Below are 25917 nucleotides of genomic sequence, written 5' to 3' on the forward strand. Positions count from 1 at the left end.
AGTACCGTCGATGGCGTGTTTCCCGAGCATCGTCCCCGCCGGTTGCGGAGCACGGCGGCGCTGCGGCGCCTCGTCAGTGAGACCACCCTCCGGCCGCGTCAGCTGATCCTGCCCATGTTCGTCGCCGAGGGCGCCACCGCGCCGCGGCCCATTTCGAGCATGCCGGGCGTCGTCCAGCACAGCCGGGACACGCTGCGCAAGGCGGCCGTCGAAGCGGTGCAGGCCGGCGTCGGCGGGCTGATGCTCTTCGGCGTTCCCGCGAACCGCGACGCGACCGGCTCCGGCGCGGTCGACGAGAACGGCATTCTCAACGTCGCCCTGCGCGACCTGCGTGCGGAACTCGGCGACTCGACGGTCCTGATGGCCGACACCTGCCTGGACGAGTTCACCGACCACGGCCACTGCGGCGTGCTGGACGACCGCGGAGCCGTGGACAACGACGCGACGCTGGCGGTGTACGCGGACATGGCCGTGGCTCAGGCCGAAGCCGGGGCGCACCTGCTCGGACCGAGCGGCATGATGGACGGCCAGGTCGGCGTGATCCGCCGGGCGCTCGACGAGGCCGGCCACACCGAGACCGGCATCCTGGCCTACTCCGCCAAGTACGCGAGCGCGTTCTACGGCCCGTTCCGCGAGGCGGTGGACTCCCAGCTCAAGGGCGACCGCAAGACGTACCAGCAGGACCCGGGCAACGCGCGCGAGGCGCTGCGTGAGATCGAGCTGGACGTCGAAGAGGGCGCCGACGCGATCATGGTCAAGCCGGCGCTGTCCTACCTGGACGTGATCCGCCTGGCGGCCGACGCGTCCCCGGTGCCGGTCGCGGCGTACAACATCTCCGGCGAGTACGCGATGGTCGAGGCGGCCGCGGCGAACGGCTGGCTGGACCGCGAGCGCACGATCCTCGAGGTGCTGACGTCCATCCGCCGGGCGGGCGCGGACATGATCCTCACGTACTGGGCGACGGAAGCGGCGGCCTGGCTCGACTGAGCCAGCGGCCGCTGCCAGTGCCCTCCACGTGCGCAGTAGGCTCTTCAGGGTGACCGCAGGGAACGAATCGGACGACGAGCGCCGCGCCCAGGGCCTGCCCCCGGCGCCGAGCCTGCCGGGCGACGAGGTCGAACGGCCCGAGCCGCCGAGGCCGGTGCAAGTGTCGTTCTGGCTGTGGGTCGCCTCGGCGGTGGTCCTCGTCATCGCCTACCTGGTGGTGTTCCTGGCCCGCCAGCAGGTCATCGACACCCTGGTCAAGGCCAACACGAACACCCAGATCACCCCGGACAAGATCGCCTCCGGCACCACGGTGCTGTTCGCGATGCTGCTGGTCGGCTCGGTGTCGTTCGCGGCCTTCTTCGTGCTGTTCGCCTGGAAGGCGCGGCAGGGCACCCGCTCCGCGCGCACCGTCTTGACGGTCCTGGTGGCGATCACGCTGGTGTTCCAGTTCGTGATGCAGGCCTACACCGGCATCTCGCTGATCGCGACGCTGCTCAGCCTCGTCGCGCTGGCGCTGATGTACATCCCGTCGGTGCAGCCGTTCTTCCCGAAGGTCGGCCGCCGGTAAGCCGTGGACCGGTACCTGGAGCGCGGAGCGAGCTGGACGGCCCTCGCGTACGGGCCCGGCTTCGCCCTGCTCGGGTTCCTGGCCGAGCTGCTCACCGGCACCACGCACACGGTCGCGTGGGTGATCGTCGGCCTCGGGCTGGCCGCGATCACCGCGCCCTGGGTCTACGCGCGGCGGCGGTTCCTCACCGTCCGCGTCACCGGCGACGCGCTGTGGCAGGGCCGCGAACGCCTGCCGCTGACCGACATCGCCGAGGTCACCGACGTGGGCGCGCCGACCGGGGCGCGGGTCCTCGGCGGCGGCTGGACCACCCCGAACAAGTACGAGGCCCTGCCGATCCGGCTCACCGACGGCACCGTCGTGCTCGCCTGGGCCAAGGACGTCGAGGCGCTGCGGACCGCGCTGCGCCAGGCGCGGACGGCATGAGAGGCTGCTCACGTGACTGAACAGGCCCGCCTCAACCAGCCCGTGCGCGCGGTGGTCGCGCTGGCCGAGGTGCTGCTCGCGGCGGTCGCCGTGTGGGGCGCGTTCCAGTTGTGGCAGCAGGGCGTGCACACGGTCGTGGTGACCCTCACCGACGGCACCGTCCTGACCAGCACGCGCTGGGTCGGGAGCTGGATGTCCGGCGCGATCGGCCTCGGCGTGGTCGCCGGGGTCCTGCTGGTCGACGCCGTGCGCGAGGTCCTGCTCGCGGTGCGCGTCAAGCGCCGCCGCAAGAGCCGCGAGTCCGAGCGCGACGAGGACGACTTCGGCTACTTCACCGGACACCTGAACCAGGCCTGACGGGACCTTTGCAAGACTGGGGTCTGTGACGCAAGCAGTCGACAAGTCCAGGGCATGGTTCGACCGCGCCGCCGCTGTGACGCCGGGTGGGGTGAACTCCCCGGTGCGGGCGTTCAACTCGGTGGGCGGCACGCCGCGGTTCATGGTGCGCGGCGAGGGCCCGCACCTGTGGGACGCGGACGGCAACCGCTACGTGGACCTGGTGTCCTCGTGGGGGCCGATGATCCTCGGGCACGCGCACCCGGCGGTCGTCGAGGCGGCCCGCGCGGCCGCGAGCTCGGGCCTGTCGTTCGGCACGCCGACGATCGGCGAGGTCGAGCTGGCCGAGGAGATCATCGACCGGGTCGACCCGGTGCACCAGGTGCGGCTGGTCAACTCGGGCACCGAGGCGACGATGAGCGCGATCCGGCTGGCCCGCGGGTTCACCGGCCGCAGCAAGATCATCAAGTTCGCCGGCTGCTACCACGGGCACGTCGACGCGCTGCTCGCCCAGGCCGGGTCCGGCGTCGCCACGCTCGGCCTGCCGACCTCGCCCGGGGTGACCGGGGCGCAGGCCGCGGACACGATCGTGCTGCCCTACAACGACATCGAGGCCGTGCGGCAGTCGTTCGCGGAGAACCCGGACTCGATCGCGGCGATCATCACCGAGGCCGCCGCGGGCAACATGGGCGCGGTCGCGCCGGCCGGCGACTTCAACGCGCAGCTGCGCGACATCGCGCACGACAACGGCGCGCTGCTGATCATGGACGAGGTCATGACCGGCTTCCGGGTGTCCCGGTCCGGCTGGTTCGGCATCGAAGGCGTGCCCGGCGACCTGTACACCTTCGGCAAGGTCATGTCCGGCGGGCTGCCCGCCGCGGCGTTCGGCGGCCGCTCCGACGTGATGGCCCGGCTCGCCCCGACCGGCCCGGTCTACCAGGCCGGCACGCTGTCCGGGAACCCGGTCGCGGTGGCCACCGGCCTGGCGACCCTGCGCGCGGCCGACGACGAGGTGTACCGCCGCCTCGACGCCAACTCGCAGCGCCTCGGCGCGTTGTTCAGTGAGGCGCTGACCAAGGCGAGCGTGCCGCACCACGTGGCCTACGCCGGGAACCTGCTCAGCGTGTTCTTCCGCGAGGAGCCGGTGCGCGACTACCACGACGCCACCAGCGCCGACACCTGGCGCTTCCCGCCGTTCTTCCACGCGCTGCTGGAACGCGGCGTGTACGGGCCGCCGAGCGCGTTCGAGGCCTGGTTCGTCAACTCCGCGATGGACGACGCGGCGTTCGAGGTCATCGAGGCCGCGCTGCCCGCGGCCGCGAAGGCCGCTGCGGAGGCGCGTCAGTGACGACCATCGTGCACCTCCTGCGGCACGGCGAAGTGCACAACCCGGAGGGGATCCTCTACGGCCGCCTGCCCGGCTTCCACCTGTCCGAGCGCGGCCGCCGCCAGGCGCTGACGGTCGCCGAGGCCGTCGCCGCCCACGACATCACCCACGTGGTCGCCTCGCCGCTGCAGCGCGCGCAGGAGACCGCGGCCCCGATCGCCGCGGCCCACCGGCTCGACGTGCAGACCGACGAGCGGCTGATCGAGGCGGGCAACATGTTCGAGGGCCAGAAGGTCGCGGTCGGCGACGGCGCGCTGCGCCAGCCGCGGCACTGGTCGAAGCTGCGCAACCCGTTCCTGCCCTCGTGGGGCGAGCCGTACGTGGAGATCGCGCACCGGATGCTCGGCGCGGTCCTGCGGGCCCGCTCCAAGGCCGAGGGCCACGAGGCGCTGTGCGTGTCGCACCAGCTGCCGATCTGGACGCTGCGCCGGTTCCTGGAGGCCAAGCCGCTGTGGCACGACCCGCGCCGCCGCCAGTGCTCGCTCGCGTCGCTGACCAGCCTGGTCTTCGACGGCGAGGAGCTGGTGAAGATCGTCTACAGCGAGCCGGCCGGCGCCACCGACCCGAAGGTGACCGGGGCATGAAGCGGATCCTCGCGGCCGTGCTGGCGAGCCTCTGCGTGCTCGCCGGGTGCAGCACCGGGAACGACGCGGTGTCGCAGGGCAGCAACTTCGAGTTCGTCGCGCCCGGCGGCAAGACCGACATCCTCTACGAGGGCGCCGACCGGCAGCCGATCCCGAACCTGTCCGGCGAGGACCTGATGACCGAGGGCAAGACGATCTCGGTCGCGGACTACGCCGGCAAGGTCGTCGTGATCAACATCTGGGGCCAGTGGTGCGCGCCGTGCCGCACCGAGGCGCCGGAGCTGGAGAAGCTCTACCTGGCGCACCAGGCCAACGGCGTGCAGGTGCTCGGCCTCGACGTCCGCGACGACGACCGCTCGGCGCCGCAGGACTTCGTGCGCAACCGGCAGCTGACCTACCCGTCGATCTACGACCCGCCGGGCCGCAGCCTGCTGCAGCTGTCCGGCTACCCGCGCAACGTCGTGCCGTCCACGATCATCCTGGACAAGCAGCAGCGGGTGGCCGCGGTCTACCTGCGGTCCATCCTGGCCAGCGACATCGAGCCGGTGGTCCAGCGGCTCGCGGCCGAATAACCCGAGCGCAGGAAGACCCCGAGCGCCAGCGCGCCGCCGAACAGCAGGAACGCGGTCCCGGCGACCGTCGGCGGGTGCGGTGTCGCGAGCTGGGGCGAGACCCGCGCCCACTGCTGGATCGCGACGGCGGCCGCGGCGGTGGACAGCGTCAGCCCGGCCACGCCCAGCGGGGCGCCCCACTTCCCGGCGCCGCGCAGGACGATCACCAGCACCGCGAGCACGCCGGCGACCTGCACGGCGGGCAGGTTCACCACCTCGGGCCGGGTGACGAGGTGGTCCATCGCGAGCTGCGCACCGGCCGAGCCGAGCACGCCGGCGGAGGCCATCAGCGCCCCGGCCCACCACCGCAGGTGCAGCGCGGCCCACGGCGCGGCGGCGGTCAGCGCGCAGCACAGCAGGAACGGGACCGAGCGCCAGGCGACTTCGGTGCGGGTGATTTCCCACACCAGCGGGGCTCCGACCAGCACGGACAGCGACGCGTGGACACGCAGCGGAATCGTCATGGGCGAAAAGGTATGGTGCGGACCACGGCGCCGGCTTCGGTCGAAGAGCTCGCCGTCCTCGGCCGATCGGCCGAGACCATCCCGGTGAACTCACACCGAACTCACTGCTTACCCTCGAACCGTGAACTCCGTGACCGAGCTGGCGACCTCCGGGCCGCTGCTGCTCGCCGCCGGGGTCGCCCTGCTCGCCGGCGCCATCTCGTTCGCCTCGCCGTGCGTCGTCCCGCTCGTGCCGGGTTACCTCGCCTACCTCGCCGCGCTGGTCGGCGCGGACGCGCCCGCCGTGACCGCGGACGAGGACCGCAAGAAGGGCCGCTACGCCGTCGTCGGCGCGGCCGGCCTGTTCGTCCTCGGCTTCACCGTCGTGTTCGCCGCGGGGGTCGGCAGCCTGGTGTGGCTCGCCGACGCCCTGCTGGTCAACCAGGACCTGCTGCAGCGCGTCGGCGGCGTGGTGACGATCGCGATGGCCCTGGTGTTCCTCGGCCTCATCCCGGCCCTGCAGCGCGACGTCCGGTCGCACCGCGTGCCGCGCGGCGGCCTGCTCGGCGCGCCGCTGCTGGGTGCGGTGTTCGGTCTCGGCTGGACGCCGTGCATCGGCCCGACGCTGTCCGGGGTGCTCGCGCTGGCCGCGGGCACCGGCTCCAGCGGCGCCCGCGGGTTCCTGCTGGTCCTGGTCTACTGCCTGGGCCTCGGCCTGCCGTTCCTGCTCATCGCGTTCGGCGCGCGCTGGGCCGTGCGCGCCACCGACTGGCTGCGCCGCAACGGCCGCCGGGTGCAGATCTTCGGCGGCGGGCTGCTCCTCGTCGTCGGGGTCCTGCTGGTCACCGGCCTGTGGGGCGAGCTGGTCAGCTGGCTGCGCGACGCCTTCGTCACGGACACGGTGCTGCCGCTGTGACCGCGACCGAAGCGCCCCCGGACCCCAAGCCGTACCGCAACTCGCCCGCCAAGCGTGTCCTGGCGTTCCTGCGCAACACCTGGCGCGGGCTCACCGCGATGCGCACCGCGCTGATCCTGCTCTTCCTGCTCGCGCTGGCTGCGCTGCCCGGCGCCCTGCTGCCGCAGCGCACGCTGAACGCCCCGAAGACCGAGCAGTACATCGCCGACCACGGCTGGTGGGGCACGCTGCTGGACCGCCTGCAGTTCTTCGACGTCTACTCCAGCGTCTGGTTCTCGGCGATCTACCTGCTGCTGATGATCTCGCTGATCGGCTGCCTGCTGCCGCGCAGCGTCGAGTACTTCAAGTCGATGCGCGCCAAGCCGGTGCTGACCCCGCGCAACCTGTCCCGGCTGCCGCACTTCGCCGAGGCCACCACGCCGCGCGACCCGGACGAGGTCATCGCCGCCGCTCGCGATCGGCTCAAGGGCTGGCGCAGCGTCGAGCGCGCGGAGGAGGGTGGGGCCCGCACGATCAGCGCCGAGCGCGGGTACCTCCGCGAGACCGGCAACCTGGTCTTCCACTTCGGGATGCTCGGGCTGATCATCGCGTTCGCGCTCGGCAAGATGTACACCTACGAGGGCCAGGTGATCGTCCAGGCCAACGGGTCCCAGTTCTGCAACTCCGGGATCTACGCCTACGACTCGTTCACCCCCGGCCTGCGCGTCGACGGCACCGACCTGAACCCGTTCTGCGTCAAGGTCAACGACTTCACCGCCGAGTTCACCGAGGCCGGCCAGCCGATCCAGTACAAGTCGAACGTCCAGTACCAGGCGGGCGCGGACCTGGAGACCGGCACCTGGCGCGACTACCTGCTCGAGGTCAACTCGCCGCTGCGCCTGGCAGGCGACCGCGTCTACCTGCTGGGCAACGGCTACTCGCCGATCTTCACGATCACCTGGCCGGACGGCACCACCCGCACGCAGGCCACGCAATGGCGCCCGACCGACGGCACCGGGACGCTCAACGAGGGCGCGACCAAGTTCGACCCGCCGAACATCACCGACCCGTTCGAGCGGCGCACCAAGCAGCTCGCGATCACCGGCCTGTTCGCGCCGGACGGCCTGCTGCACGGCGGGGTGCTGACCGGCGGCGGCCCGGAGATGACCAACCCGATGGTCGCGGTCGACGTGATGCGCGGCGACCTCGGCCTCGACTCCGGGCAGAGCCAGTCGATCTTCTCCATCGACCAGTCCATGGTGGACGACGGCCGCCTCAGCCGCGTCGCCCGCTCGAACCTGAACGTCGGCCAGTCGGTCACCCTCGACGACGGCACCGTGGTGCGGTTCGACGGGGTGCAGCGCTTCGTGTCGCTGCAGATCTCGCACGACCCGACCCAGACCTACGTGCTCGGGTTCGCGGTCGCGATGTTCCTCGGCCTCGGGTTGTCGTTGCTGATCAAACGTCGCAGGCTGTGGGTGCGGGTCGTCCCGGCCGGCGAGGGCGGGACGGGTACCGTGGTCGCGGTGGGCGGGCTCGCCCGCACCGACCAGGCGGGCTACGGCGAGGAGTTCACCCGGATCGCGGAAGAGCTGCTCACAGGCAAACGGAGGTAAGCGGAAATGCCGGGCGCTGTTGTTGATGAAACGTTGTCCCAGTACAGCGACTGGTCCTACACGACGGCGACCGCGATCTACGTACTGGCGCTGGTCTTCTTCCTCATCGAACAGTCCTTCGGCGCCAAGGGGCGCCGCGCGGCCGAGCGCACCCGGGAGCGGGCGCGTGAACTCGTCGGCGCCGGCGGCCCGGACAGCACCGAGACCGTCACCCCTCCGGCTGAAACTCCCGCGGCCCGCGCCGCCCGTGGCCGCGCCGAGCGCATCGGCCGCATGGGCGCCGCGCTGACCGTCCTGGGCGCGCTGCTGCACCTGGCCGCGCTGGTGCTGCGTGGTCTGGCGACGCACCGCGTGCCGTGGGGCAACATGTACGAATACATCATGGCGGTGACGTTCATCGCCGTGGTGACCTGGCTCGTGGTGATCCGCAAGTTCCCGGCCCGCCACCTGTCCGGCTTCCTGCTGCTGCCGGTCGTCATCCTGATGTTCGTCGGCGGCACGATGCTCTACACCGTCGCCGCGCCGGTCCAGCCCGCGCTGCAGTCGTACTGGCTGGTCATCCACGTCTCCGCGGCGGCCGCGTCGTCCGGCATCTTCCTGGTGCCCGGTGTCGCCAGCATCCTGTACCTGGTCCGCTCGGCGCACGAGCGCGACCCGAAGCGCTTCGCCCGGTTCGGCTCGCGGCTGCCCGCGGCCGACGTGCTCGACCGCATCGCCTACCGCACCACCGTGTTCGCGTTCCCGCTGTTCACGTTCGGCGTGCTGTGCGGCGCGGTGTGGGCCGAGGCCGCCTGGGGCCGGTTCTGGGGCTGGGACCCGAAGGAGACCACCGCGTTCATCGCGTGGATCGTCTACGCCGCCTACCTGCACTCGCGGGCGACGGCGGGCTGGCGCGGCACCCGCGCGGCGGTCATCAACACCGTCGGCTTCGCGGTGACGGTGTTCAACCTGTTCTTCGTCAACCTCGTCACCACGGGCCTGCATTCCTACGCCGGGGTCGGCTGATGACCGAGCCGCGCGAACCCGAGTCCTACTTCTCCGACGAACGAACCGACTCCACCTCGCACCCGGCTCCTCCGCCGCCGCGGCACCAGCAGCCCGGCTACGACCCGAACCTGCCCCCGCTGCAACAGCAGCAGTACGGGCAGCCGCAGTACCCGTACCCGCCGTTGCCGCAGCCCTCGCGGCCGCGTCACGCCGCGCCCGACCGCCCGGTGCGGCCGCCGAAGCGCGTGCCCCAGTCGGGCTGGCGCAAGGCGGTCTACGTCGCCTCCGGCAAGCTGATCAACCCGGGGGAGAGCCCGCAGGAGCAGCGGCAGCGGGAGCTGGTCGCGCGGGTGAACCAGCCGCTGCGCGGGTGCTTCCGCATCGCGATGCTGAGCCTCAAGGGCGGGGTCGGCAAGACCACGATCACCACCACGCTCGGCTCGACGTTCGCGGCGCTGCGTGGTGACCGGGTGATCGCGGTGGACGCGAACCCGGACCGCGGCACGCTGTCGCAGAAGATCCCGATCGAGACCACGGCGACGGTGCGGCACCTGCTGCGGGACGCGGACAAGATCACGCGCTACAGCGACGTCCGGGCCTACACGTCACAGGGGTCGAGCCGGCTGGAGATCCTCGCCAGCGAGCAGGACCCGGCGGTGTCGGAGGCGTTCTCCGAGAGCGACTACCTGCGCACGGTCAACCTGCTGGAGCACTTCTACAACATCGTGCTCACCGACTGCGGCACCGGCTTGATGCACTCGGCGATGAAGGGCGTGCTGGACGCGGCCGACGCGCTGGTCGTGGTGTCGTCCGGTTCGGTCGACGGTTCGCGCAGCGCCTCGGCGACGCTGGACTGGCTGGACGCCCACGGCTACGGCGACCTGGTGAAGCGGTCGGTGACCGTGATCAACTCGGTCCGCCCGAAGGCCGGCTCGGTGGACCTGGACAAGCTGGCCGCGCACTTCGCGGCGCGGACCCGCGCGGTGTGCCGGATCCCGTTCGACCCGCACCTCGAAGAGGGCGCGGAGATCGAGCTGGAGCGCCTGACACCGGAGACGCGCATGGCGCTCCTGGAGTTGGCGGCCACGATGGCGGACGCCTTCCCCGGTAAACGGTAGAGAGAATTCCAGAGGCGGCCCACGCAGCGGTGCGGGTAGCGGAACCTCGGAATCCCGCCCGCCACCCGACCACCGCCCCTCATCGAGGCGCTTCGCGCCGCCGTGTTCCCGGGCTGTGGGATCGCTCCGCGCGACAGTGCCGTCACCACGTCGGCGCTGTCCTCGCGAGGGGGCTCCTGAGAACCCGCGGCGGTGCGAGTTGCGCAGGTGGAGAAGAGCAGGCGATCAGTCTTCCTCGGACTTCGGCGGCTTCTGCTCGCCGAGCTTGCGCAGGAATTCGGGGTCGTCGTCCGGCGGGACGGTCGCTCGCGAGGACACCCCGACGTGCTCGGGGCCGAAGGCTCGCCACAACAGGACAGCGATGGTGAGCGCTCCGATCGCTGCGAGCAGGTAGATCATCCCCGCTCCCTTCCGAGTGCGTTGGCGCGGAACTGCTGTACCGAGGGTAACCCCTCCGGCGTGAGTTCCGGTTGACGCGCCCGGGCCCCGCGGGTCCGGCCGGGCCGGTCCGCGGGGTTCTCGCCACCTGCTCAGACGCGCGCGGGTTCGTTCGCGTCCGTGGTGAGCTCGGCCAGCAGGGCGTTGACCTCGGACTCCCGGAACCGCCGGTGCCCACCGGGGGTGCGGATCGAGCCGATGCGGCCCGCGGTCGCCCACCGGGTCACGGTCTTCGGGTCCACCCGGAACAACGCGGCGACTTCGCCGGGCGTCAGCAGGCGCCCTCCCGTGCTAGCGGTCATTTTCCGCCTCCTTCACGACCAAACTGCTAAACCGGAGGTCGACGCCCCGGTTCGATCAACACGGCAATCGTGGCATCTCACCCGCCAGGTACTCGAACGGTTGTCGAAGAGTAAAGGGTAAGTAATGGACAAAACGCCCAGCTTGTGGACGCTAAGCAACGGTGCCGGCAGCGGTCGCGGGCCGTGGGTAAAGGCCGCCTAGGCTGGTCCGCGTGGATGCCCTGGACCGCAAGATCATCGCCGCGTTGCGCTTGAACGGCCGTGCCACCTACGCGGAGCTGGGCAGAACCGTGGGCCTGTCCGCGTCGTCCGTGCACGAGCGCGTCGGCAAGCTGGAGGCGGCCGGGGTGATCACCGGGTACCACGCGACCGTCAATCCGAGCACGGTCGGTCTCGGCGTGACGGCGCTGGTCGGCATCCAGCCGACCGACACCGCCGAGGACAACGACGTGGCCGACGAGCTGGGGGCGCTGCCCGAGGTCGAGAGCTGCTACGCGGTCGCCGGGGACGAGGCGTTCGTGGTGAAGGTGCGGGTGCCGACGGTCGACGACCTGGAGCACACGCTGGGCAGGCTGCGCCGGATCGCCGGGGTGGCGCGCACGCGGACCACGGTGGTGCTGTCCACGCGCTTTGAGGGCAGGCCGAACAACACGGTGCTGGAAGACCCGCCGCAGACCGGCGCGTAGGCTCGTCAAACGTGAGCGAGACCCGTACTCATCTGGGCCGTGACCTGACGCTTTACCTGCTCGCGCGGTTCGGGCTGATCGTCGTCGTGGCGGCCGTGCTCGTCCTGGTGAAGGTGCCGTTGCTGGTCGCCGTCGCCGTCGGTGTGGTGGTCGGCCTGCCGGTCGGGCTGCTCGTGTTCCGCAAGCTGAATGCGCGGGTCACCGCAGGTCTCGCGGTGCGCAACGAGCACCGGGCGCGGGAGCGCGCGAAGCTGCGGGCCCAGCTGCGGGGCGAGGATGCCGGCGACGAATAGGGCGTGGGTGCGCGAGGCGATCCGCCTGATCGAGGCCGACGCCAACCGCAGCGCCGACACGCACCTGCACTGCTTCCCGCTGCCGCCCGAGTGGGGCGTGGACCTGTACCTGAAGGACGAGTCGGTGCACCCGACCGGCTCGCTCAAGCACCGGCTGGCGCGGTCCCTGCTGCTCTATGCGCTGGTCAACGGGCAGATCGGCCCGGAAACGACGTTGATCGAGGCGTCCAGCGGCTCGACCGCGGTGAGCGAGGCGTACTTCGCGCGGATGCTCGGGCTGGACTTCGTGACGGTGGTGCCGCGCAAGACCAGCCGGGAGAAGATCGAGCTGATCGAGTTCTACGGCGGGCGGTGTCACTTCGTGGACGTGCCGTCCGCGATGTACAGCGAGGCCGAGCGGCTGGCCGCGGAGTGCGGCGGGCACTACCTCGATCAGTTCACCTACGCCGAGCGGGCGACGGACTGGCGCGGCAACAACAACATCGCGGAGTCGGTGTTCGCGCAGATGCGCGCGGAACGGCATCCGGTGCCGTCGTGGATCGTGGTGGGCGCGGGCACCGGCGGGACGAGCGCGACGTTCGGCCGGTACGTGCGCTACCGGCGGCACACCACGAAGATCGCGGTGGCCGACCCGGAGAACTCGTCGTTCTACGGGGCGTGGCAGACCGGCGCGATGGACTACACCACGGGCATGCCGTCACGCATCGAAGGCATCGGACGGCCGCGCGTGGAGCCGTCCTTCGTGCCGACGGTCATCGACCACATGATCCAGGTTCCGGACGCCGCGTCCATGGCGGCGATCAGGCTGCTGCGGGAGCGCACCGGCCACTGGGCGGGCGGCTCGACGGGCACCGCGCTCTACGCCGCCTTCGAGATCATCGCGGGCATGCTCGAAGCCGGCCAGGTGGGCAGCGTGGTAACCCTCATCTGCGACGGCGGCGAGCGGTACGCGCACACCTACTACAACGACGACTGGATCGCCGAGCAGGGCTTCGACCTGACCCCGCACACGGCCCGCATGGAGCGGTTCCTGGCGACGGGCAAGTGGGTCAGCTGACCGCGAGTCCCACGGCGGTCAGCACCGACCAGGCCAGCATCGCCAACCCGGTGTCCTTCAGCACCGGGATCAGCCCCGGCCCGTTCCCCCCGCTCGTGATCACCCGCACCGGGGTCCGCAGCAGCGGCGCCGTCACCAGCGCGATCAGCAGCCAGGGGTGCCACACCGCCAGCAGCACCGTCACCGCGTACGGCACCGCGATCAGCGCCAGGTAGAACCGCCGCGTGCCGGCGTCCCCAAGCCGCACCGCGAGGGTCACCTTCCCGGCCACCCGGTCGGTCGGGATGTCCCGCAGGTTGTTGGCCACCAGTACGGCCATCGAGAAGCACCCGACGGCCACCGCGGCCCCCAGCGCTTCCCAGCTGATCCGCCCGGCCTGCACGTACACGGTGCCCAGCACCGCGGCCAGGCCGAAGAAGATGAACACCGCGACCTCGCCGAGCCCCGCGTAGCCGTAGGGCTTCCGGCCGCCGGTGTAGAACCAGGCGCCGAGGATGCACGCGGCCCCCATCGCGAGCAGCCACCACCGCCCGGTGACCGCCACCAGCACCAGCCCGAGCACCCCGGCCACGCCGAAGCAGGTCAGCGCGGCGGTGAGCACGAGCTTCGGCGCCGCGGCACCGGAGCCGACCAGGCGGAGCGGCCCGACCCGGTCGGCGTCCGTGCCGCGGATGCCGTCGGAGTAGTCGTTGGCGAAGTTGACGCCGATGATCAGCGCGAGCGCCACGAGGAGCGCCAGCAACGACTGCCACCAGGTGAACGCCCCCAGCTGGATCGTCGCCCCCACGCCCGCCACCACGGGAGCCACCGCGTTGGGCAGCGTCCGCGGCCGGGCACCCTCGATCCACTCCGTCACAGTCGCCATGACTGCATTCTCGTCGAGCGCGCTTACTCCGCGGCGACCGGTACGGACCAGGTGAGCGTGCCGGAGTCCGGCAGGGGCGGATCGGCCGCCGCCGTGCCGGCCACCGCGAGGACGGCGAACGCGGCACCGACGGCCGCGACCAGGAGACGTTTCAGCGAGATCATTGGCTAACTGAAAAACGGCCCGCCCCGGATGTCAACCAACCGGGGGAAAAATCTGCTCCGCGACCGCTGTTCGGTCGATTTTGCCGGGCCCGCGCAGCGGGAGTGTGGTAACGAACTCGACCCGCTTCGGCACGGCCGCCGCACCCGCCGCCGAACGCACCGCCGCCCGCAGCTCGTCCACGTCCGGCACCTCGCCCTCGGGCACGACCGCGGCCGCCACGACCTGGCCCCACTCCGCGTCCGGCAGCCCGACGACGCACGTCTCCCGCACCCCGGGCAGGGACGTGATCAGGCGTTCCACCGCCGCCGCGGACACCTTCACCCCGCCGGTGTTGATCACGTCGTCGAGGCGGCCGAGGACTTCCAGGCGCCCGTCGCGCAGCTGCCCGCGGTCCCCGGTGCGGAACCAGCCGCCGTCGAACGCCGCCGCGGTGAGGTCGGGCCGCAGCCGGTAGCCGTGGGTGAGCACCGGCCCGGAGATGAGGATCCGGCCGTCGTCGGCGATCCGCACGTCGACCCCGTCCAGCGGCACCCCGTCGTAGACGCAGCCGCTCGCGGTCTCGCTCATCCCGTAGGACGGGACGATCCGCACCCCGGCCTCCTTGGCGCGGGCGCGTAAGGCCGGGGTGGTCGCGGCGGCGCCGAGGATGATCGCGTCGAACGCCTTTGCCGCGTCCAGGCCGGGGCCGCCGGCGTCGAGCAGCCGGGTCAGCTGGGTCGGAACCATCGCGGTGTAGCGCGGCCCGTTCCCGGCGAGCACCGGCCGCGCGGCCTCGGCGAAGCGTTCCGCCCGGAACGGCCCGGGCGGCAGCACCGCGAACGGCTGTCCGGCCAGCATCGACCGGACCAGCACCTGCAGGCCGCCGATGTAGTTCGCGGGCGTGGCGAGCAGCCACCGTCCCGGCCCGCCGAGCCGCGCGTGCGTGGCCGCCGCGGAGGCCTGCAGCGCCTCGGCGGACAGCAGCACGCCCTTGGGCTCGCCGGTGGACCCGGAGGTCGCGATGATCACCGCGGTGCCCGGCTCCACCGGCTCGTCCGGCCGCATGCCCGCCAGCAGCCCGGCGGCCTTGGGGTCGCCGCCGTCCAGCGGCAGCACCGCCTCGCCCCCGTCGAGCGCCGCGGCCAGTGCCCCGGCCAGCTCGTCGACCGACTCCGGACCCCGCAGCCAGACCTCGCGCACGCGCACCTCAGTAGTAGTAGGGGAAGGCGGACCAGTCGGGGTCCCGCTTCTGCAGGAACGCGTCCCGCCCCTCGACGGCCTCGTCCTGCATGTAGGCCAGCCGGGTGGTCTCGCCCGCGAAGACCTGCTGCCCGACCAGCCCGTCGTCGATCAGGTTGAACGAGTACTTCAGCATCCGCTGGGCCGTCGGCGACTTGCCGAGGATCTCCCAGCCCCACTGCAGCGCCTCGGCCTCCAGCTCGGCGTGCGGGACGACCGCGTTGACCGCGCCCATCCGGTGCATCTGCTCGGCGGTGTACTCGCGGCCGAGGAAGAAGATCTCCCGCGCGAACTTCTGCCCGACCTCGCGTGCCAGGTAGGCCGACCCGAACCCGCCGTCGAACGAGCCGACGTCGGCGTCCGTCTGCTTGAACCGCGCGTGCTCGGCCGAGGCGAGGGTGAGATCGCACACCACGTGCAGCGAGTGCCCGCCGCCCGCGGCCCAGCCAGGGACCACCGCGATCACGACCTTCGGCATGAACCTGATCAGCCGCTGGACCTCCAGGATGTGCAGGCGGCCGGCCCGCGCGGGGTCCACCGTGTCGGAGGTCTCGCCGCTCGCGTACTGATACCCGGACCGACCGCGAATACGCTGGTCACCACCGGAACAGAACGCCCACCCACCGTCCTTCGGCGAGGGACCGTTCCCCGTCAGGAGGACGCAGCCGACATCTGAGCTCATCCGCGCGTGGTCGAGAGCGCGGTACAGCTCGTCGACGGTGTGCGGGCGGAAGGCGTTGCGAACCTCGGGGCGGTCGAACGCGACGCGCACGACGCGTTTGCCGGAGCGGGCCTCGACGGAACGGTGATAGGTGATGTCGGTGAAACCGAAACCCTCGATTTCGGTCCAGGCGGACGGGTCGAACAGCTCGGAAACCTGGGCGTCATGCACGTTTGGGAGAATAGGCCGTGTGACTGTGGTGACGGGTGACACGCCGGGGGGTCCCCGGTGAATCCGTCGACCGCCCAGGCCAAGGTGATCGTGGACGAACTCGTCCGCAACACCGTCTCGCACGTGGTGCTTTGCCCCGGTTCGCGCAACGCGCCGCTGTCGCTGGCGCTGTACGACGCGGCCGCCGCCGGGCGCCTCCAGCTGCACGTCCGCATCGACGAGCGGGGCGCGGGCTTCCTCGCGCTGGGCATCGCGGCGCGCACCGGACGACCGGTCGCCGTGGTCTGCACCAGCGGCACCGCGGCGGCGAACTTCCACCCGGCCGTCCTGGAGGCCGACCGCGCCGGGGTCCCGCTGATCGTGCTCACCGCCGACCGCCCGCCGGAGCTGCGGGCCGCGGGCGCGAACCAGGTCATCGAGCAGCAGCGGCTCTACGGCGGCGCGGTGCGGTACTTCGACGAGCTGGCCGTCGCCGAGCGGCGCGGTGGCCAGAACGCGTACTGGCGCAGCCAGATCTGCCGGGCATGGAACGCGGCGTACGGCGAATGGCGGTGCGGCCCGGTCCACCTGAACGTCCCGTTCCGCGAGCCGCTGGTGCCCGACGGCGACGACGAGTGGTTCGAGTCGCTGGAGGGCCGCCCCGGCGGGGAGCGCTGGACCGAGCTGCCGGACTTCGGCGCGCTGCCGTCGTTCGTGGTCCCGTCGGCGCGCTGCGGTCTGGTCATCGCGTGCGACAGCGGGGTGCGGGCGGCCGGTGAGTGGGGTGAGCAGCACGGCTGGCCGGTGATCTCGGAGACCGGCGGGCTGGGCCTGCTCGGGACGTCGGCGATCTCGTCGGGCGTGTGGCTGCTCGGCGCCGAGGAGTTCATCCGGCGGCACAAGCCGGAGCAGGTGCTGTGCCTGGGCAGGCCGACGGTGTTCCGCCAGATCCAGCAGCTGCTGTCGGACTCCGACGTCGAGGTGCTGCTGGTCCGCCCGGACTCGGACTGGCCCGCGCCCGCCCACAACGTGCGGCAGGTCGGGCAGTGGTTCGACTCGCCGACCAAGCCGGCCGATCCGGAGTGGCTGGCCGCGTGGCAGCGGGCGGACGCGCTGGCGAACGAGGCGGTCGGCACGGCGTTGCGGCGCGAGCAGTGGCCGAGCGGGCTGCGGCTGGCGTCCGAGCTGGTCGACGCCCTGCCACCGGACGCGCTGCTGGTGGTCGGCTCGTCCAACCCGGCGCGGGACGTGGCGCTGGCCGGCCGGATGCGGCCGGACGTGCTGGTGCACCGCAACCGTGGCGTGGCGGGCATCGACGGCACGGTGTCGACGGCGATCGGCGCGGCGTCGGTGCACCGCGGGCAGTCGTACGCGCTGCTCGGCGACCTGACGTTCCTGCACGACGTGAACGGCCTGCTTGCCGGGCCGCCGGAGACGCGCCCGGACCTGACGATCGTGGTGCTCAACGACGACGGCGGCGGGATCTTCTCGCTGCTGGAGCAAGGGGCGCCCGAGCACCGGGACGCGTTCGAGCACGTGTTCGGCACCCCGCACGGCGCGGACCTCTCGGCGCTGTGCGCCGGGTTCGGCATCCCGCACGTGCGGGCCGGGACGATCGAGGAGTTCCGCGAGGCGCTGCGCCCGGCGCCCGGTCTGCGGGTGGTCGAGGTGCAGGTGGACCGGTCGCGCCACCGCGACCTGCACGCCCGCATCCGCTCGGCGGTGTCCACCGCTCTCAGTTAGCGGGAACCATCTTTCGGACGTGTCCGGTGGGAAGTTTTCCCGCTAGCGTCCCCGCCATGCGTCTGCGAACTCGCGCCGGCCTGGGGGCCGTGACCACCGGAATCGCGATCGTGCTCCTCGCTTCGACCGCCTCCGCCGCGCCCGCCCCGGGCGCTGCCGGAGCCGGCGACCCCTACTACCCGTACGCCGGCAACGGCGGCTACGACGTCGCCCACTACGACATCCGCCTCACCTACCAGCCGGCCACCGACCAGCTCGCCGGCACCACGACGATCCTCGCCAGGACCACGCAGGAGCTGTCCAGCTTCGACCTCGACTTCGGGCTCCACGTGAGCGGGATCCGGGTCGACAACGTGCCCGCCGCCTTCCGGACCGTCCGCGAGGGCGAGCTGGAGGTCACCCCGGCCAAGCCGCTCGCGAAGAACCAGCCGGTCACCGTCGTCGTCACCTACGCCGACACCCCGTCCAAGGTCGTCATCGACGGCTACACCGCGTGGAAGAAGACCCCGGACGGCGCGCTCGCCGTCGACGAGCCGCAGAACTCGCAGTGGTGGTACCCGGCCAGCGACCACCCGACCGACAAGGCCACCTACGACGTCTCGGTCGAGGTGCCCGACGACGTCGCCGCCCTGTCCAACGGCACGCTCGTCCGCAAGACCAAGCAGCGGGCCGGCTGGACGCGCTGGAACTGGCGCAGCACCCAGCCGCAGAACACCTACGCGACCACCCTCGAAGTCGGGAAGTTCGAGGTCAACCAGGCCACCACGCCCGGCGGGCAGCCGTTCGTCACCGCCTACGACCCGGCCACCGGCGATTCGCTGGGCGCGGCGAAGGCCAGCGTCGAGCGCACCCCGGAGATCGTCGAGTTCCTCGCGAGCCAGTTCGGCGAGTACCCGTTCGAGGCTCAGGGCGGGGTCGTCAGCACCGGCCTGACCTTCGCGCTGGAGGCCCAGACGCGGCCGGTGTACAGCAACAAGTTCTTCGTCTCCGGGACGAACACCTCGGTCGTCGCGCACGAGAACGCGCACCAGTGGTTCGGCGACTCCGTCTCGTTGGGCCGCTGGAGCGACATCTGGCTCAACGAGGGCTTCGCCAGTTACGCCGAGTACCTGTGGTCGGAGCACCAGGGCGAGGGCACCGCGGCCGAGCTCGCCCAGTACGTCTATGACTCCTACCCGACCGACGACCCGTTCTGGCAGGTCCTGCCCGGCGACCCGGGCGCGGCCAACCAGTTCGACGACGCCGTGTACGACCGCGGCGCGCTGGCCGTGCAGGCCCTGCGGACCGCCGTCGGCGACGACGCGTTCTTCACGATCCTGCGCACCTGGGTGGCCCGGCACCGGGGTGACGACGCCCGCATCAGCGACTTCGTCGCGCTGGCGGAGGAGGTCTCCGGCAAGCCGCTGCAGCAGCTGTTCCAGACCTGGCTGTTCACCGCGGGCAAGCCGGCCACCGGCCCGAACGGCGCGGCGACCCTGCGTGCCGCCGCCCAGCCGCGGTCCTACCCCGCCATCCAGCGCACTCACCAGCTGCTGGCGGCCGGAGACAGCCGTTAACCCGCACCTTCTATGCTCGGTGGAGTGACGGCGAGGACTCTGTGGTGGCTGAAGATCGGCCGTCGCTGCGTGCTCGCCGTCGCCGTCGTGATCACCGTGCTCTGCGCCGGGCTGCTGCTCGCCGCGATCCGCAACGACCAGGCGATCACCGGCAACCTGGGCACGGCGACGGCCGAGGTGGACGCGGTGGCCTGGGACCGGACGATCATCCGGTTCGAGACGCCGGACGGCATCGTGCACAGCCCGTCCAACGGCGTGCTCTACCCGGGCGGCCTGGTCGCGGGCGACCTGGTGCGCATCGAGTACGACGCGACCGACCCGGACCTGGCCCGCGTCGCGGGCCGCACGGCCACGTTGACGCTGCTGCCGCTGGGCACCACGATCCTGATCACCTGGGTGGTCGCGGGCGCGGTGGCCTGGCTGATCCGCCAGCGACTGCGCCGCGAGCCGGCGGTGACCGAGCCGGAGGTCGCCCTCGCCGAGGCCGAGACTCCGGTGAAGTCCGGCTGACCTCCGGCAGCGAGGGGCTCCCGTGCGCAGCGTCACCTACTCCATGTCCGTCTCGCTGGACGGCTACATCGTCGGGCCGGACGGCCGGTTCGACTGGTCGGCGCCCACCGAGGAGGTCTTCCGCCTCGCCATCGAGGAGGTGCGCGGCGTCGACGCGATCTGGAAGGCGATGCCCAAGGTCGTGTTCTCCACCAGGCTGTCCGCGGTGGAGGGCAACGCGCGGCTGGCTTCCGGCAGCCCGGCCGAGGAGATCGAGCGGCTGCGCGCCGAGCCGGGGGACGGCGACATCGCGATCGGCGGCGCGACCCTCGCCGCCGAGGTCGCCGCGGCCGGGCTGATCGACGAGTACCTCGTGCGGGTCCACCCGGTGCTCGTCGGCGGTGGCACCCCGTTCTTCGCCCGCCGGGAGCGCCGGGTGGACCTCGAACTCGTCGAAAACCGCACTCTCAGCGGGAAGGTCGCCTTCCTCCGCTACCGCGTGGCGCGTTAGAACCCCTGGCGCGGCGGCTGGATCTGCTGCTGCGGGTACTGCTGCACGTGCTGCTGCGGCGCGTGACCCGGCTGCGGGTACCCGGCCTGCGGGTAACCGGCCTGCGGCACGGGCGGCTGCTGCGGCACGGGCTGCGGCGCCTGCTGCTGCATGGCCTGGACCTGCTGCGCCTCGTCCTTGGTCAGCTTGTTCGTCATGCCGCAGAAGGTGCACACCGTGAAGTACTTCGAGCTGATCGGGAACAGCGGGATGAAGAACAGCGTGAACTTCGTGACGGCGCGGCGCAGCGCGTGCGCGCTCGGGTTCTGGCAGTTCCCGCACAGGTAGGTCGCGGTGGCCAGCTCCTGGACGCTCTTGCGCCAGCCGTAGATCAGCATGTGGTGTTCTCCCGGGTCCGTGATCTTGTGCGGACCCTAGGACGCGCGGATGCCCCGTTCGGTTTCCTGCCACCACGACAGGACTTCCTCGGCGACGCTGGGCGCGGCGACGAGCAGGCCGTCGGTGGGCAGCGGGCTGTCCGACCCGCGCCGGTCGAGCACGACGGCGCCGGCCTCGATGGCCAGCGCGACCGACCCGGCGACGTCCCACTCGTGGTAGCTGTGCAGCACCGCGGCTATGGCGTGCCCGAGCGCGACCTGCGCGATCGACAACGCGGCCGAGCCGAGCACGCGGACCCCGGCGTGCGCCTCGGCGGCGCGTTCGATGAACGAGCCCATGCCCGGCCACGGCCCCTTGCGGGCCAGCTCGGTGCACACGATCGACCCGGCGATGCGGTCCCGGTCGACCAGCTTGACCGGCTTGCCGTTGGCGCGCGTGCCGCGGCCGCGGGCGGCGGCGTAGATCTGGGCGCGGTAGGGGTCGGCGACCACCCCGACGACCGGTCCGGACGCGTCCACCAGCGCGAGGCTGTAGGCGCACCACGGCACCCCGGCGACGTAGTTGGCCGTTCCGTCGACCGGGTCCACCACCCAGCGGTAGGCCGCCGAGTCCGCGCCGGTGTCGGCCCCGAACTCGCCGCCGACGACGGGGATGCCGGGGAACTCCGCGGTCAGCACGCGGCGGGTGTGCCGCTCCAGGATGCGGTCGGTGTCGGTGACCCAGTCGAACGGCGAGTCCGCCACGTCCGGGTGGGCGCCCCGGCCCGCGGTCGCCGTGATCACGTCGGTGGCGTCGTTGGCCAGCCGCCCGGCGACCTCGAGCGCTCGCGACAGCAAGCCCGGTTCGACCGGGTGGGGTGGACGGGCGGAGAGGAGGGTCACGCCAGCCGAGTGTGGCGGCAGCAGATGTCCGGGACGCGACACCCAGGTGAAGCGGAGAAAGCTTCGTGAAGTTCGGGCACCGTTGGTCCCGTGGTCACGCGGGCTTTTCTCCCCGAACCGGACCGGCTGCCACGGTGGGGATCGTGCGCGTCGCCATCGTCACCGAAAGCTTCCTCCCGCAGGTGAACGGCGTGACCAACTCCGTGCTGCGGATCATCGAGCACCTCACCGGCACCGGCCACGACGTGATGGTGGTCGCGCCCGGCCTCACCGGGCCGACGCACTACCGGGGCGCGCCCGTGGTGCGGATCCCGGCGCTGGACCTGCCGGTGGTCAACTCGCTGCCGATCGGCCTGCCCACCCGCACGGTGCTGACCGCGCTGACCGCGTTCGGGCCGGACGTGGTGCACCTGGCCTCGCCGTTCGTGGTCGGCGCCCGCGGGCTGGCCGCGGCCCGGCGGCTGCGGGTGCCCTCGATCGCGGTGTTCCAGACCGACATCGCCGGGTTCGCCACCGCGTACGGGCTCGGCCTCGGCGCGCGGGCCGCGTGGCGATGGGTGCGCCGGCTGCACACCAAGGCCGACCGGACGCTCGCGCCGTCCACCCAGTCCGTGGAGGACCTGCGCGCGCACGGCGTGCCCCGCGTGCACCGGTGGGGCCGGGGGGTGGACGTCGAGCGGTTCTCGCCGGAGCACGCGGACCCGGACCTGCGGGCCCGGCTCGCGCCGAACGGGGAGCTGCTGGTCGGGTTCGTCGGGCGGCTGGCGCCGGAGAAGGAGGTCGGCAGGCTCGCCGCGCTGGCCGGGGTGGACGGCGTGCGGCTGGTGGTCGTCGGCGACGGGCCGGACCGCGAGGAGCTGGCCGAACGCCTGCCCGGCGCCGCCTTCCTCGGCGCCCGCTACGGCGACGAGCTGTCCGCGGCCTACGCGAGCCTGGACGTGTTCGTCCACACCGGCCCGCACGAGACGTTCTGCCAGGCGGTGCAGGAGGCGATGGCGTCCGGGCTGCCGGTGCTCGCGCCGGACGCGGGCGGCCCGCGGGACCTCGTCCTGCCCGGTCGTACCGGCTACCTGCTGCCGCCCGACCCGGCCGGCTTCGCCGAGGAGCTGGTGCGGCGCGTGCGCGACCTGCGTGACCCGGCGCTGCGGGAACGGCTGGGGACCAAGGCCCGCAAGGTCGTGCTCCGCCGGACGTGGCCCGCGGTGTGCGCGGAGCTGGTGAACCACTACGAGGTGGTCACCGGCCGCGTCGCGCGAGCCGCCTGATGCCATGCACATCGTCCAGCTGGCGAACTTCTACGGGCCCAGGTCCGGCGGTCTGCGCACGGCGCTGCACCACCTGGGCGCCGGTTACGTGGCGAGCGGCCACCGCGTGACGCTGGTCGTGCCGGGGCCCCGGCACGCCGAGGAACGGCTGCCGACCGGGGTGCGGCGGATCAGCCTGCCCGCGCCGAAGATCCCCGGCACCGGCGGCTACCGCGCGGTCGACCCGTACCGGGTGCGGGCGCTGCTGTCGGCGCTGCGCCCGGACCGGCTGGAGGTGTCGGACCGGCTGACCCTGCGCGGGATGGGGGTGTGGGCGCACCGGCGTGACGTGCCCAGCGTCGTGATCTCACACGAGCGGCTGGACCGGCTGCTGGAGCAGTTCCTGGTGCCCGGTCCGCTGGCCCGCCGCGTCGCCGACGCCGCCAACCGGCGCATGGCGGGCAACTACGACACGGTCGTCTGCACCACGTCGTTCGCCCGCGAGGAGTTCGACCGGATCGGCGTCGCCAACGTCCGCCAGGTCCCGCTCGGGGTGGACCTCGCGGCTTTCCGCCCCGCGCACCACGATCCCGGGCTGCGGCACGAGCTGGCCTCCGGCGCCGACGCGTTGCTGGTCCACTGTGGACGGCTGTCGCCGGAGAAGCACGTGGAGCGCAGCGTGGACACGGTCGCCGAGCTGACCGAGTCGGGGGACCGGGTGCGGCTGGTGATCGCCGGGGACGGGCCGCGCCGCCGGGCGCTGGAACGGCGGGCGCGCGGGCTGCCGGTCACGTTCCTCGGGTTCGTGTCCGACCGGGCCGCCGTGGCCCGGCTGCTGGCCAGCGCGGACGTCTCGCTCGCGCCCGGTCCGCACGAGACGTTCGGGCTCGCGGCGCTGGAGGCGCTGGCGTCCGGGACGCCGGTGGTGGTGTCGCAGTCCTCGGCGCTGCGCGAGATCGTCCGGCCCGGATGCGGGGCCGCGGTGCCGGACGTGCCGCGGGCGTTCGCGTCCGCCGTGACCGGCCTGCTGGAGAGCCCGGAGGACCTGCGACGTGCGGCTTCCCGGGCGCGGGCGGAGGAGTTCGCGTGGCCCGCGAGCGTGCAGGGGATGTTGTCTGTTTTAGGCTCCTGACATGAGCCGTGCGAGCCTCGACAAAGATCCGCACGAGGTCGCCGCCATGTTCGACGGCGTCTCGGAGGGCTACGACCGGGCGAACTCGGTCATGACGTTCGGGTTCGACCGGCGATGGCGCACGACGACGTCCCGCGTCCTGGACGCCCGCCGCGGCGAGCGGGTGCTCGACCTCGCCGCGGGCACCGGGGTGTCCACCGCCGAGTACGCCCGCGGCGGCGCGTGGTGCCTCGCCGCGGACTTCTCCCTCGGCATGCTCCGCAGCGGCAAGCACCGCCGCGTCCCGATGGTCGCCGCCGACGCGCTGCACCTGCCGTTCGCCGACGAGAGCTTCGACGCCGCGACGATCAGCTTCGGCATCCGCAACTTCGTCGACACCAAGGCCGCGCTCGAAGAGATCGCGCGCGTGGTCAAGCCGGGCGGCCGGCTGGTCATCTGCGAGGTGTCGACCCCCACATTCCCGCCGATCCGGTTCGTCTACAAGAAGTTCATCCTGCGGGCCATGACGCTGCTCGGCCGGTTCTCCTCGACCAACCCCGAGGCCTACTCCTACCTGGCCGAATCGATGGCCGCGTGGCACGACCAGCGCAGCCTGGCGCAGATCATCGCGAGCGCCGGCTGGACGAAGGTGGAGTGGCTGAACCTGACCTTCGGCGTCGTCGCCATCCACCGTGCGATCAAGCCGCCCGTAAACTCCGAGGCATGACCCAGGACGCTCAGGTAATCGTCGTCGGCGCTGGCCCGGCCGGATCCACCGTCGCGACGTACCTGGCGCGCGCCGGGATCGACGTCCTGGTGCTGGAGAAGACCGAGTTCCCGCGCGAGAAGGTGTGCGGCGACGGCCTCACCCCGCGTGGTGTGAAGCAGCTCATCGACCTGGGCATCGACACCAGCCAGGAGGCCGGCTGGGTGCACAGCCGCGGCCTGCGGATCCTCACCGCGGAGCTGACGCTGGAACTGGACTGGCCGGAGCTGACCAGCTACCCGCCCTACGGCGTCTCGCGCACCCGCCAGGACTTCGACGACCTGCTGGCCAAGACCGCGGTCAAGGCCGGCGCCCGGCTGCTGGAGCGGACCACCGTGACCGGCGCGATCACCGACGAGCGCACGGGCCGCGTGATCGGTGTCGAGGGCAAGCAGGGGCCCGAGAAGACCCCGGTGCGCTACCACGCGCCGCTCGTGCTGGCGTGCGACGGCGTGTCCGCGCGACTGGCCCGCTCGATCGGCATCGAGACCGACGAGAAGCGCCCGATGGGTGTCGCCGTGCGCCGGTACTACAAGAGCCCGCGGCACGACGACCCGTTCATCGAGGGCCACCTGGAGCTGTGGGACCGCAAGGACCCGCGCAACCCGCAGCTGCTGCCTGGCTACGGCTGGGCGTTCCCGCTGGGCGACGGCACGGTGAACGTCGGGCTCGGGATGCTGTCGACGTCGAAGTCGTTCCGGAACATGGACTACCGCGCCCTGATGCGGCAGTGGCTGGACTCGACGCCGGAGGAATGGGGCTACCGCGAGGAGAACGCGATCGGAAGGATCGGCGGCGCCGGTCTGCCGATGGGCTTCAACCGCACCCCGCACTACCGCGACGGCCTGCTGCTGCTCGGCGACGCGGGCGGCATGGTGAGCCCGTTCAACGGCGAGGGCATCTCGGCGGCGATGGAGTCGGCGCAGCTCGCGGCGGAGTTCGTGGTGCAGGCGCTGGCCCGGCCCGAGGGCTCGTCGCGGGAGCGCGCGCTGCGTGGCTACCCGCTGGCGCTGAAGGAGCTGATGGGCGGCTACTACCGCCTGGGCAACGTCTTCGCGAAGGCGATCGGCAACCCGAAGGTCATGCGCGCGGCGACCAAGTACGGGCTGCGGATCAACCCGCTGATCCCGCTGATCTACAAGGGCCTGTCCGGCTGCTACGACGCCAAGGGCGGCGACGCGGTGGACCGGATGATCTCCCTCGCCGCGCGGTTGACGCCCAGCGCCTGAGGAATGCCGGGCGTTGGTGTCTCGTCGAGCGACGACATGGAACCCTCCGGAAGACAGTCGCTGGCTCAAGCGGCGAGTGTCCGCCGCTCTGAGCTGGTGATTCCCGTGTTCCTGCTGATCCGGCCAGTTGATCAGACGGTGATGGCTTCCATCGGC

The 25917-nt window shown here is 72.1% G+C and carries 31 protein-coding genes; 22 read left to right on the forward strand and 9 right to left on the reverse strand.

Translation table 11 applies throughout. The features are described 5' to 3' along the window. The first annotated feature begins 15 nt into the window (after nt 1-15). The 7 genes from hemB to ABZ193_RS13345 are packed head-to-tail and all read left to right on the forward strand — an operon-like array spanning nt 16 to nt 4860. Nucleotides 16-987: a porphobilinogen synthase gene (gene hemB / locus ABZ193_RS13315; protein ID WP_354710039.1), complete on the forward strand. Its 972-nt coding sequence runs from the start codon at nt 16-18 to the stop codon at nt 985-987. A gap of 49 nt (nt 988-1036) precedes the next feature. Then, complete coding sequence (locus ABZ193_RS13320) at nt 1037-1555, forward strand: hypothetical protein (protein WP_020417386.1); 519 nt, start codon at nt 1037-1039, stop codon at nt 1553-1555. Between the two features lie 3 nt (nt 1556-1558). After that, nucleotides 1559-1981 (forward strand): hypothetical protein, encoded by a 423-nt coding sequence (locus ABZ193_RS13325; RefSeq protein ID WP_354710040.1) that lies wholly within the window; start codon nt 1559-1561, stop codon nt 1979-1981. Nucleotides 1982-1993: 12 nt separating this feature from the next. Further along, on the forward strand, nt 1994-2338 hold the full coding sequence (locus ABZ193_RS13330; RefSeq protein WP_020417388.1) for a hypothetical protein: 345 nt from the start codon (nt 1994-1996) through the stop codon (nt 2336-2338). 25 nt (nt 2339-2363) lie between these two features. Further along, on the forward strand, nt 2364-3665 hold the full coding sequence (gene hemL / locus ABZ193_RS13335; RefSeq protein ID WP_027935775.1) for a glutamate-1-semialdehyde 2,1-aminomutase: 1302 nt from the start codon (nt 2364-2366) through the stop codon (nt 3663-3665). Beyond that, nucleotides 3662-4288, forward strand: a complete 627-nt coding sequence (locus tag ABZ193_RS13340; protein ID WP_020417390.1) for a histidine phosphatase family protein — start codon at nt 3662-3664, stop codon at nt 4286-4288. The genes hemL and ABZ193_RS13340 overlap by 4 nt, the downstream gene beginning before the upstream one ends. Next, entirely contained in the window at nt 4285-4860 is a 576-nt protein-coding gene (locus tag ABZ193_RS13345) for a TlpA disulfide reductase family protein (protein WP_237336231.1), read from the forward strand. The genes ABZ193_RS13340 and ABZ193_RS13345 overlap by 4 nt, the downstream gene beginning before the upstream one ends. Here the strand turns inward: ABZ193_RS13345 and ABZ193_RS13350 are convergent. Then, nucleotides 4797-5363 carry a hypothetical protein gene (locus ABZ193_RS13350; protein WP_237336230.1) on the reverse strand — a complete coding sequence of 189 codons (567 nt, stop codon included), beginning with the start codon at nt 5361-5363 and terminating at the stop codon, nt 4797-4799. The two genes, ABZ193_RS13345 and ABZ193_RS13350, sit on opposite strands and share 64 nt — an antisense overlap. 121 nt (nt 5364-5484) lie before the next feature. Here ABZ193_RS13350 and ABZ193_RS13355 point away from each other — a divergent pair, with 121 nt between their 5' ends. Genes ABZ193_RS13355 through ABZ193_RS13370 form a run of 4 tightly spaced genes read left to right on the forward strand, consistent with a single transcriptional unit; the run spans nt 5485 to nt 9958 of the window. Then, entirely contained in the window at nt 5485-6258 is a 774-nt protein-coding gene (locus ABZ193_RS13355) for a cytochrome c biogenesis CcdA family protein (RefSeq protein ID WP_017986418.1), read from the forward strand. Further along, nucleotides 6255-7853: a cytochrome c biogenesis protein ResB gene (locus ABZ193_RS13360; protein ID WP_354710041.1), complete on the forward strand. Its 1599-nt coding sequence runs from the start codon at nt 6255-6257 to the stop codon at nt 7851-7853. Before ABZ193_RS13355 ends, ABZ193_RS13360 begins: the two co-directional genes overlap by 4 nt. Before the next feature lie 6 nt (nt 7854-7859). Then, entirely contained in the window at nt 7860-8858 is a 999-nt protein-coding gene (gene ccsB, locus ABZ193_RS13365) for a c-type cytochrome biogenesis protein CcsB (protein ID WP_354710042.1), read from the forward strand. Beyond that, entirely contained in the window at nt 8858-9958 is a 1101-nt protein-coding gene (locus ABZ193_RS13370; protein ID WP_020417395.1) for a MinD/ParA family protein, read from the forward strand. Before ccsB ends, ABZ193_RS13370 begins: the two co-directional genes overlap by 1 nt. A gap of 225 nt (nt 9959-10183) precedes the next feature. Here ABZ193_RS13370 and ABZ193_RS13375 read toward each other — a convergent pair whose 3' ends face one another. Further along, a complete protein-coding gene (locus ABZ193_RS13375) occupies nt 10184-10357 on the reverse strand; it encodes a hypothetical protein (RefSeq protein ID WP_017986422.1) in 174 nt (57 codons plus the stop codon). Nucleotides 10358-10488: 131 nt separating this feature from the next. Then, complete coding sequence (locus ABZ193_RS13380) at nt 10489-10698, reverse strand: BldC family transcriptional regulator (protein ID WP_020417396.1); 210 nt, start codon at nt 10696-10698, stop codon at nt 10489-10491. Between the two features lie 212 nt (nt 10699-10910). On the opposite strand from ABZ193_RS13380, the gene ABZ193_RS13385 reads away from it, so the two are divergent. From ABZ193_RS13385 to ABZ193_RS13395, 3 genes are read left to right on the forward strand one after another with little or no spacing between them, the layout of a single operon-like run. Beyond that, the gene (locus tag ABZ193_RS13385; protein WP_237336227.1) at nt 10911-11384 is read left to right on the forward strand and encodes an Lrp/AsnC family transcriptional regulator; all 474 of its coding nucleotides are present in this window, start codon (nt 10911-10913) and stop codon (nt 11382-11384) included. A gap of 11 nt (nt 11385-11395) precedes the next feature. After that, nucleotides 11396-11677 carry a DUF4229 domain-containing protein gene (locus ABZ193_RS13390; RefSeq protein ID WP_020417398.1) on the forward strand — a complete coding sequence of 94 codons (282 nt, stop codon included), beginning with the start codon at nt 11396-11398 and terminating at the stop codon, nt 11675-11677. Beyond that, a complete protein-coding gene (locus ABZ193_RS13395) occupies nt 11661-12734 on the forward strand; it encodes a PLP-dependent cysteine synthase family protein (RefSeq protein WP_237336226.1) in 1074 nt (357 codons plus the stop codon). Before ABZ193_RS13390 ends, ABZ193_RS13395 begins: the two co-directional genes overlap by 17 nt. On the opposite strand, the gene ABZ193_RS13400 is transcribed toward ABZ193_RS13395, so the two are convergent. Genes ABZ193_RS13400 through ABZ193_RS13415 form a run of 4 tightly spaced genes read right to left on the reverse strand, consistent with a single transcriptional unit; the run spans nt 12727 to nt 15874 of the window. After that, a complete protein-coding gene (locus tag ABZ193_RS13400; RefSeq protein ID WP_354710045.1) occupies nt 12727-13599 on the reverse strand; it encodes a 1,4-dihydroxy-2-naphthoate polyprenyltransferase in 873 nt (290 codons plus the stop codon). The genes ABZ193_RS13395 and ABZ193_RS13400 overlap by 8 nt on opposite strands. Before the next feature lie 23 nt (nt 13600-13622). Continuing rightward, nucleotides 13623-13763, reverse strand: a complete 141-nt coding sequence (locus tag ABZ193_RS13405; protein WP_020417401.1) for a hypothetical protein — start codon at nt 13761-13763, stop codon at nt 13623-13625. Nucleotides 13764-13794: 31 nt separating this feature from the next. Then, the gene (menE, locus tag ABZ193_RS13410) at nt 13795-14943 is read right to left on the reverse strand and encodes an o-succinylbenzoate--CoA ligase (RefSeq protein WP_354710047.1); all 1149 of its coding nucleotides are present in this window, start codon (nt 14941-14943) and stop codon (nt 13795-13797) included. Between the two features lie 7 nt (nt 14944-14950). Beyond that, nucleotides 14951-15874, reverse strand: a complete 924-nt coding sequence (locus ABZ193_RS13415; protein WP_020417403.1) for a 1,4-dihydroxy-2-naphthoyl-CoA synthase — start codon at nt 15872-15874, stop codon at nt 14951-14953. Nucleotides 15875-15931: 57 nt separating this feature from the next. Here ABZ193_RS13415 and menD point away from each other — a divergent pair, with 57 nt between their 5' ends. Genes menD through ABZ193_RS13435 form a run of 4 tightly spaced genes read left to right on the forward strand, consistent with a single transcriptional unit; the run spans nt 15932 to nt 20152 of the window. Further along, nucleotides 15932-17596: a 2-succinyl-5-enolpyruvyl-6-hydroxy-3-cyclohexene-1-carboxylic-acid synthase gene (menD, locus tag ABZ193_RS13420; protein WP_020417404.1), complete on the forward strand. Its 1665-nt coding sequence runs from the start codon at nt 15932-15934 to the stop codon at nt 17594-17596. A gap of 56 nt (nt 17597-17652) precedes the next feature. Beyond that, on the forward strand, nt 17653-19152 hold the full coding sequence (locus tag ABZ193_RS13425; protein ID WP_237336223.1) for a M1 family metallopeptidase: 1500 nt from the start codon (nt 17653-17655) through the stop codon (nt 19150-19152). A 24-nt stretch (nt 19153-19176) separates the two neighbouring features. Continuing rightward, the gene (locus ABZ193_RS13430) at nt 19177-19662 is read left to right on the forward strand and encodes a DUF3592 domain-containing protein (RefSeq protein WP_237336222.1); all 486 of its coding nucleotides are present in this window, start codon (nt 19177-19179) and stop codon (nt 19660-19662) included. A gap of 22 nt (nt 19663-19684) precedes the next feature. Continuing rightward, nucleotides 19685-20152 carry a dihydrofolate reductase family protein gene (locus ABZ193_RS13435; protein WP_237336221.1) on the forward strand — a complete coding sequence of 156 codons (468 nt, stop codon included), beginning with the start codon at nt 19685-19687 and terminating at the stop codon, nt 20150-20152. Here ABZ193_RS13435 and ABZ193_RS13440 read toward each other — a convergent pair. Together ABZ193_RS13440 and ABZ193_RS13445 are read right to left on the reverse strand one after the other, a co-directional pair. Beyond that, the gene (locus ABZ193_RS13440) at nt 20149-20529 is read right to left on the reverse strand and encodes a zinc-ribbon domain-containing protein (protein ID WP_354710048.1); all 381 of its coding nucleotides are present in this window, start codon (nt 20527-20529) and stop codon (nt 20149-20151) included. The genes ABZ193_RS13435 and ABZ193_RS13440 overlap by 4 nt on opposite strands. 36 nt (nt 20530-20565) lie before the next feature. Then, entirely contained in the window at nt 20566-21411 is an 846-nt protein-coding gene (locus tag ABZ193_RS13445) for an inositol monophosphatase (protein WP_027932757.1), read from the reverse strand. 143 nt (nt 21412-21554) lie between these two features. Between ABZ193_RS13445 and ABZ193_RS13450 the strand changes: the two genes are divergently transcribed. From ABZ193_RS13450 to ABZ193_RS13465, 4 genes are read left to right on the forward strand one after another with little or no spacing between them, the layout of a single operon-like run. Then, nucleotides 21555-22676 carry a glycosyltransferase family 1 protein gene (locus ABZ193_RS13450; protein ID WP_202961412.1) on the forward strand — a complete coding sequence of 374 codons (1122 nt, stop codon included), beginning with the start codon at nt 21555-21557 and terminating at the stop codon, nt 22674-22676. A gap of 4 nt (nt 22677-22680) precedes the next feature. Next, nucleotides 22681-23787, forward strand: a complete 1107-nt coding sequence (locus ABZ193_RS13455) for a glycosyltransferase (RefSeq protein ID WP_020417411.1) — start codon at nt 22681-22683, stop codon at nt 23785-23787. Nucleotide 23788: 1 nt separating this feature from the next. Continuing rightward, nucleotides 23789-24493 carry a demethylmenaquinone methyltransferase gene (locus ABZ193_RS13460; protein WP_020417412.1) on the forward strand — a complete coding sequence of 235 codons (705 nt, stop codon included), beginning with the start codon at nt 23789-23791 and terminating at the stop codon, nt 24491-24493. Then, on the forward strand, nt 24490-25761 hold the full coding sequence (locus tag ABZ193_RS13465) for a geranylgeranyl reductase family protein (protein ID WP_020417413.1): 1272 nt from the start codon (nt 24490-24492) through the stop codon (nt 25759-25761). Before ABZ193_RS13460 ends, ABZ193_RS13465 begins: the two co-directional genes overlap by 4 nt. The last annotated feature ends 156 nt before the right edge of the window (nt 25762-25917 follow it).

The organism is Amycolatopsis sp. NPDC006125 (genome assembly GCF_040614195.1).
GTDB lineage: Bacteria > Actinomycetota > Actinomycetes > Mycobacteriales > Pseudonocardiaceae > Amycolatopsis_E > Amycolatopsis_E tucumanensis.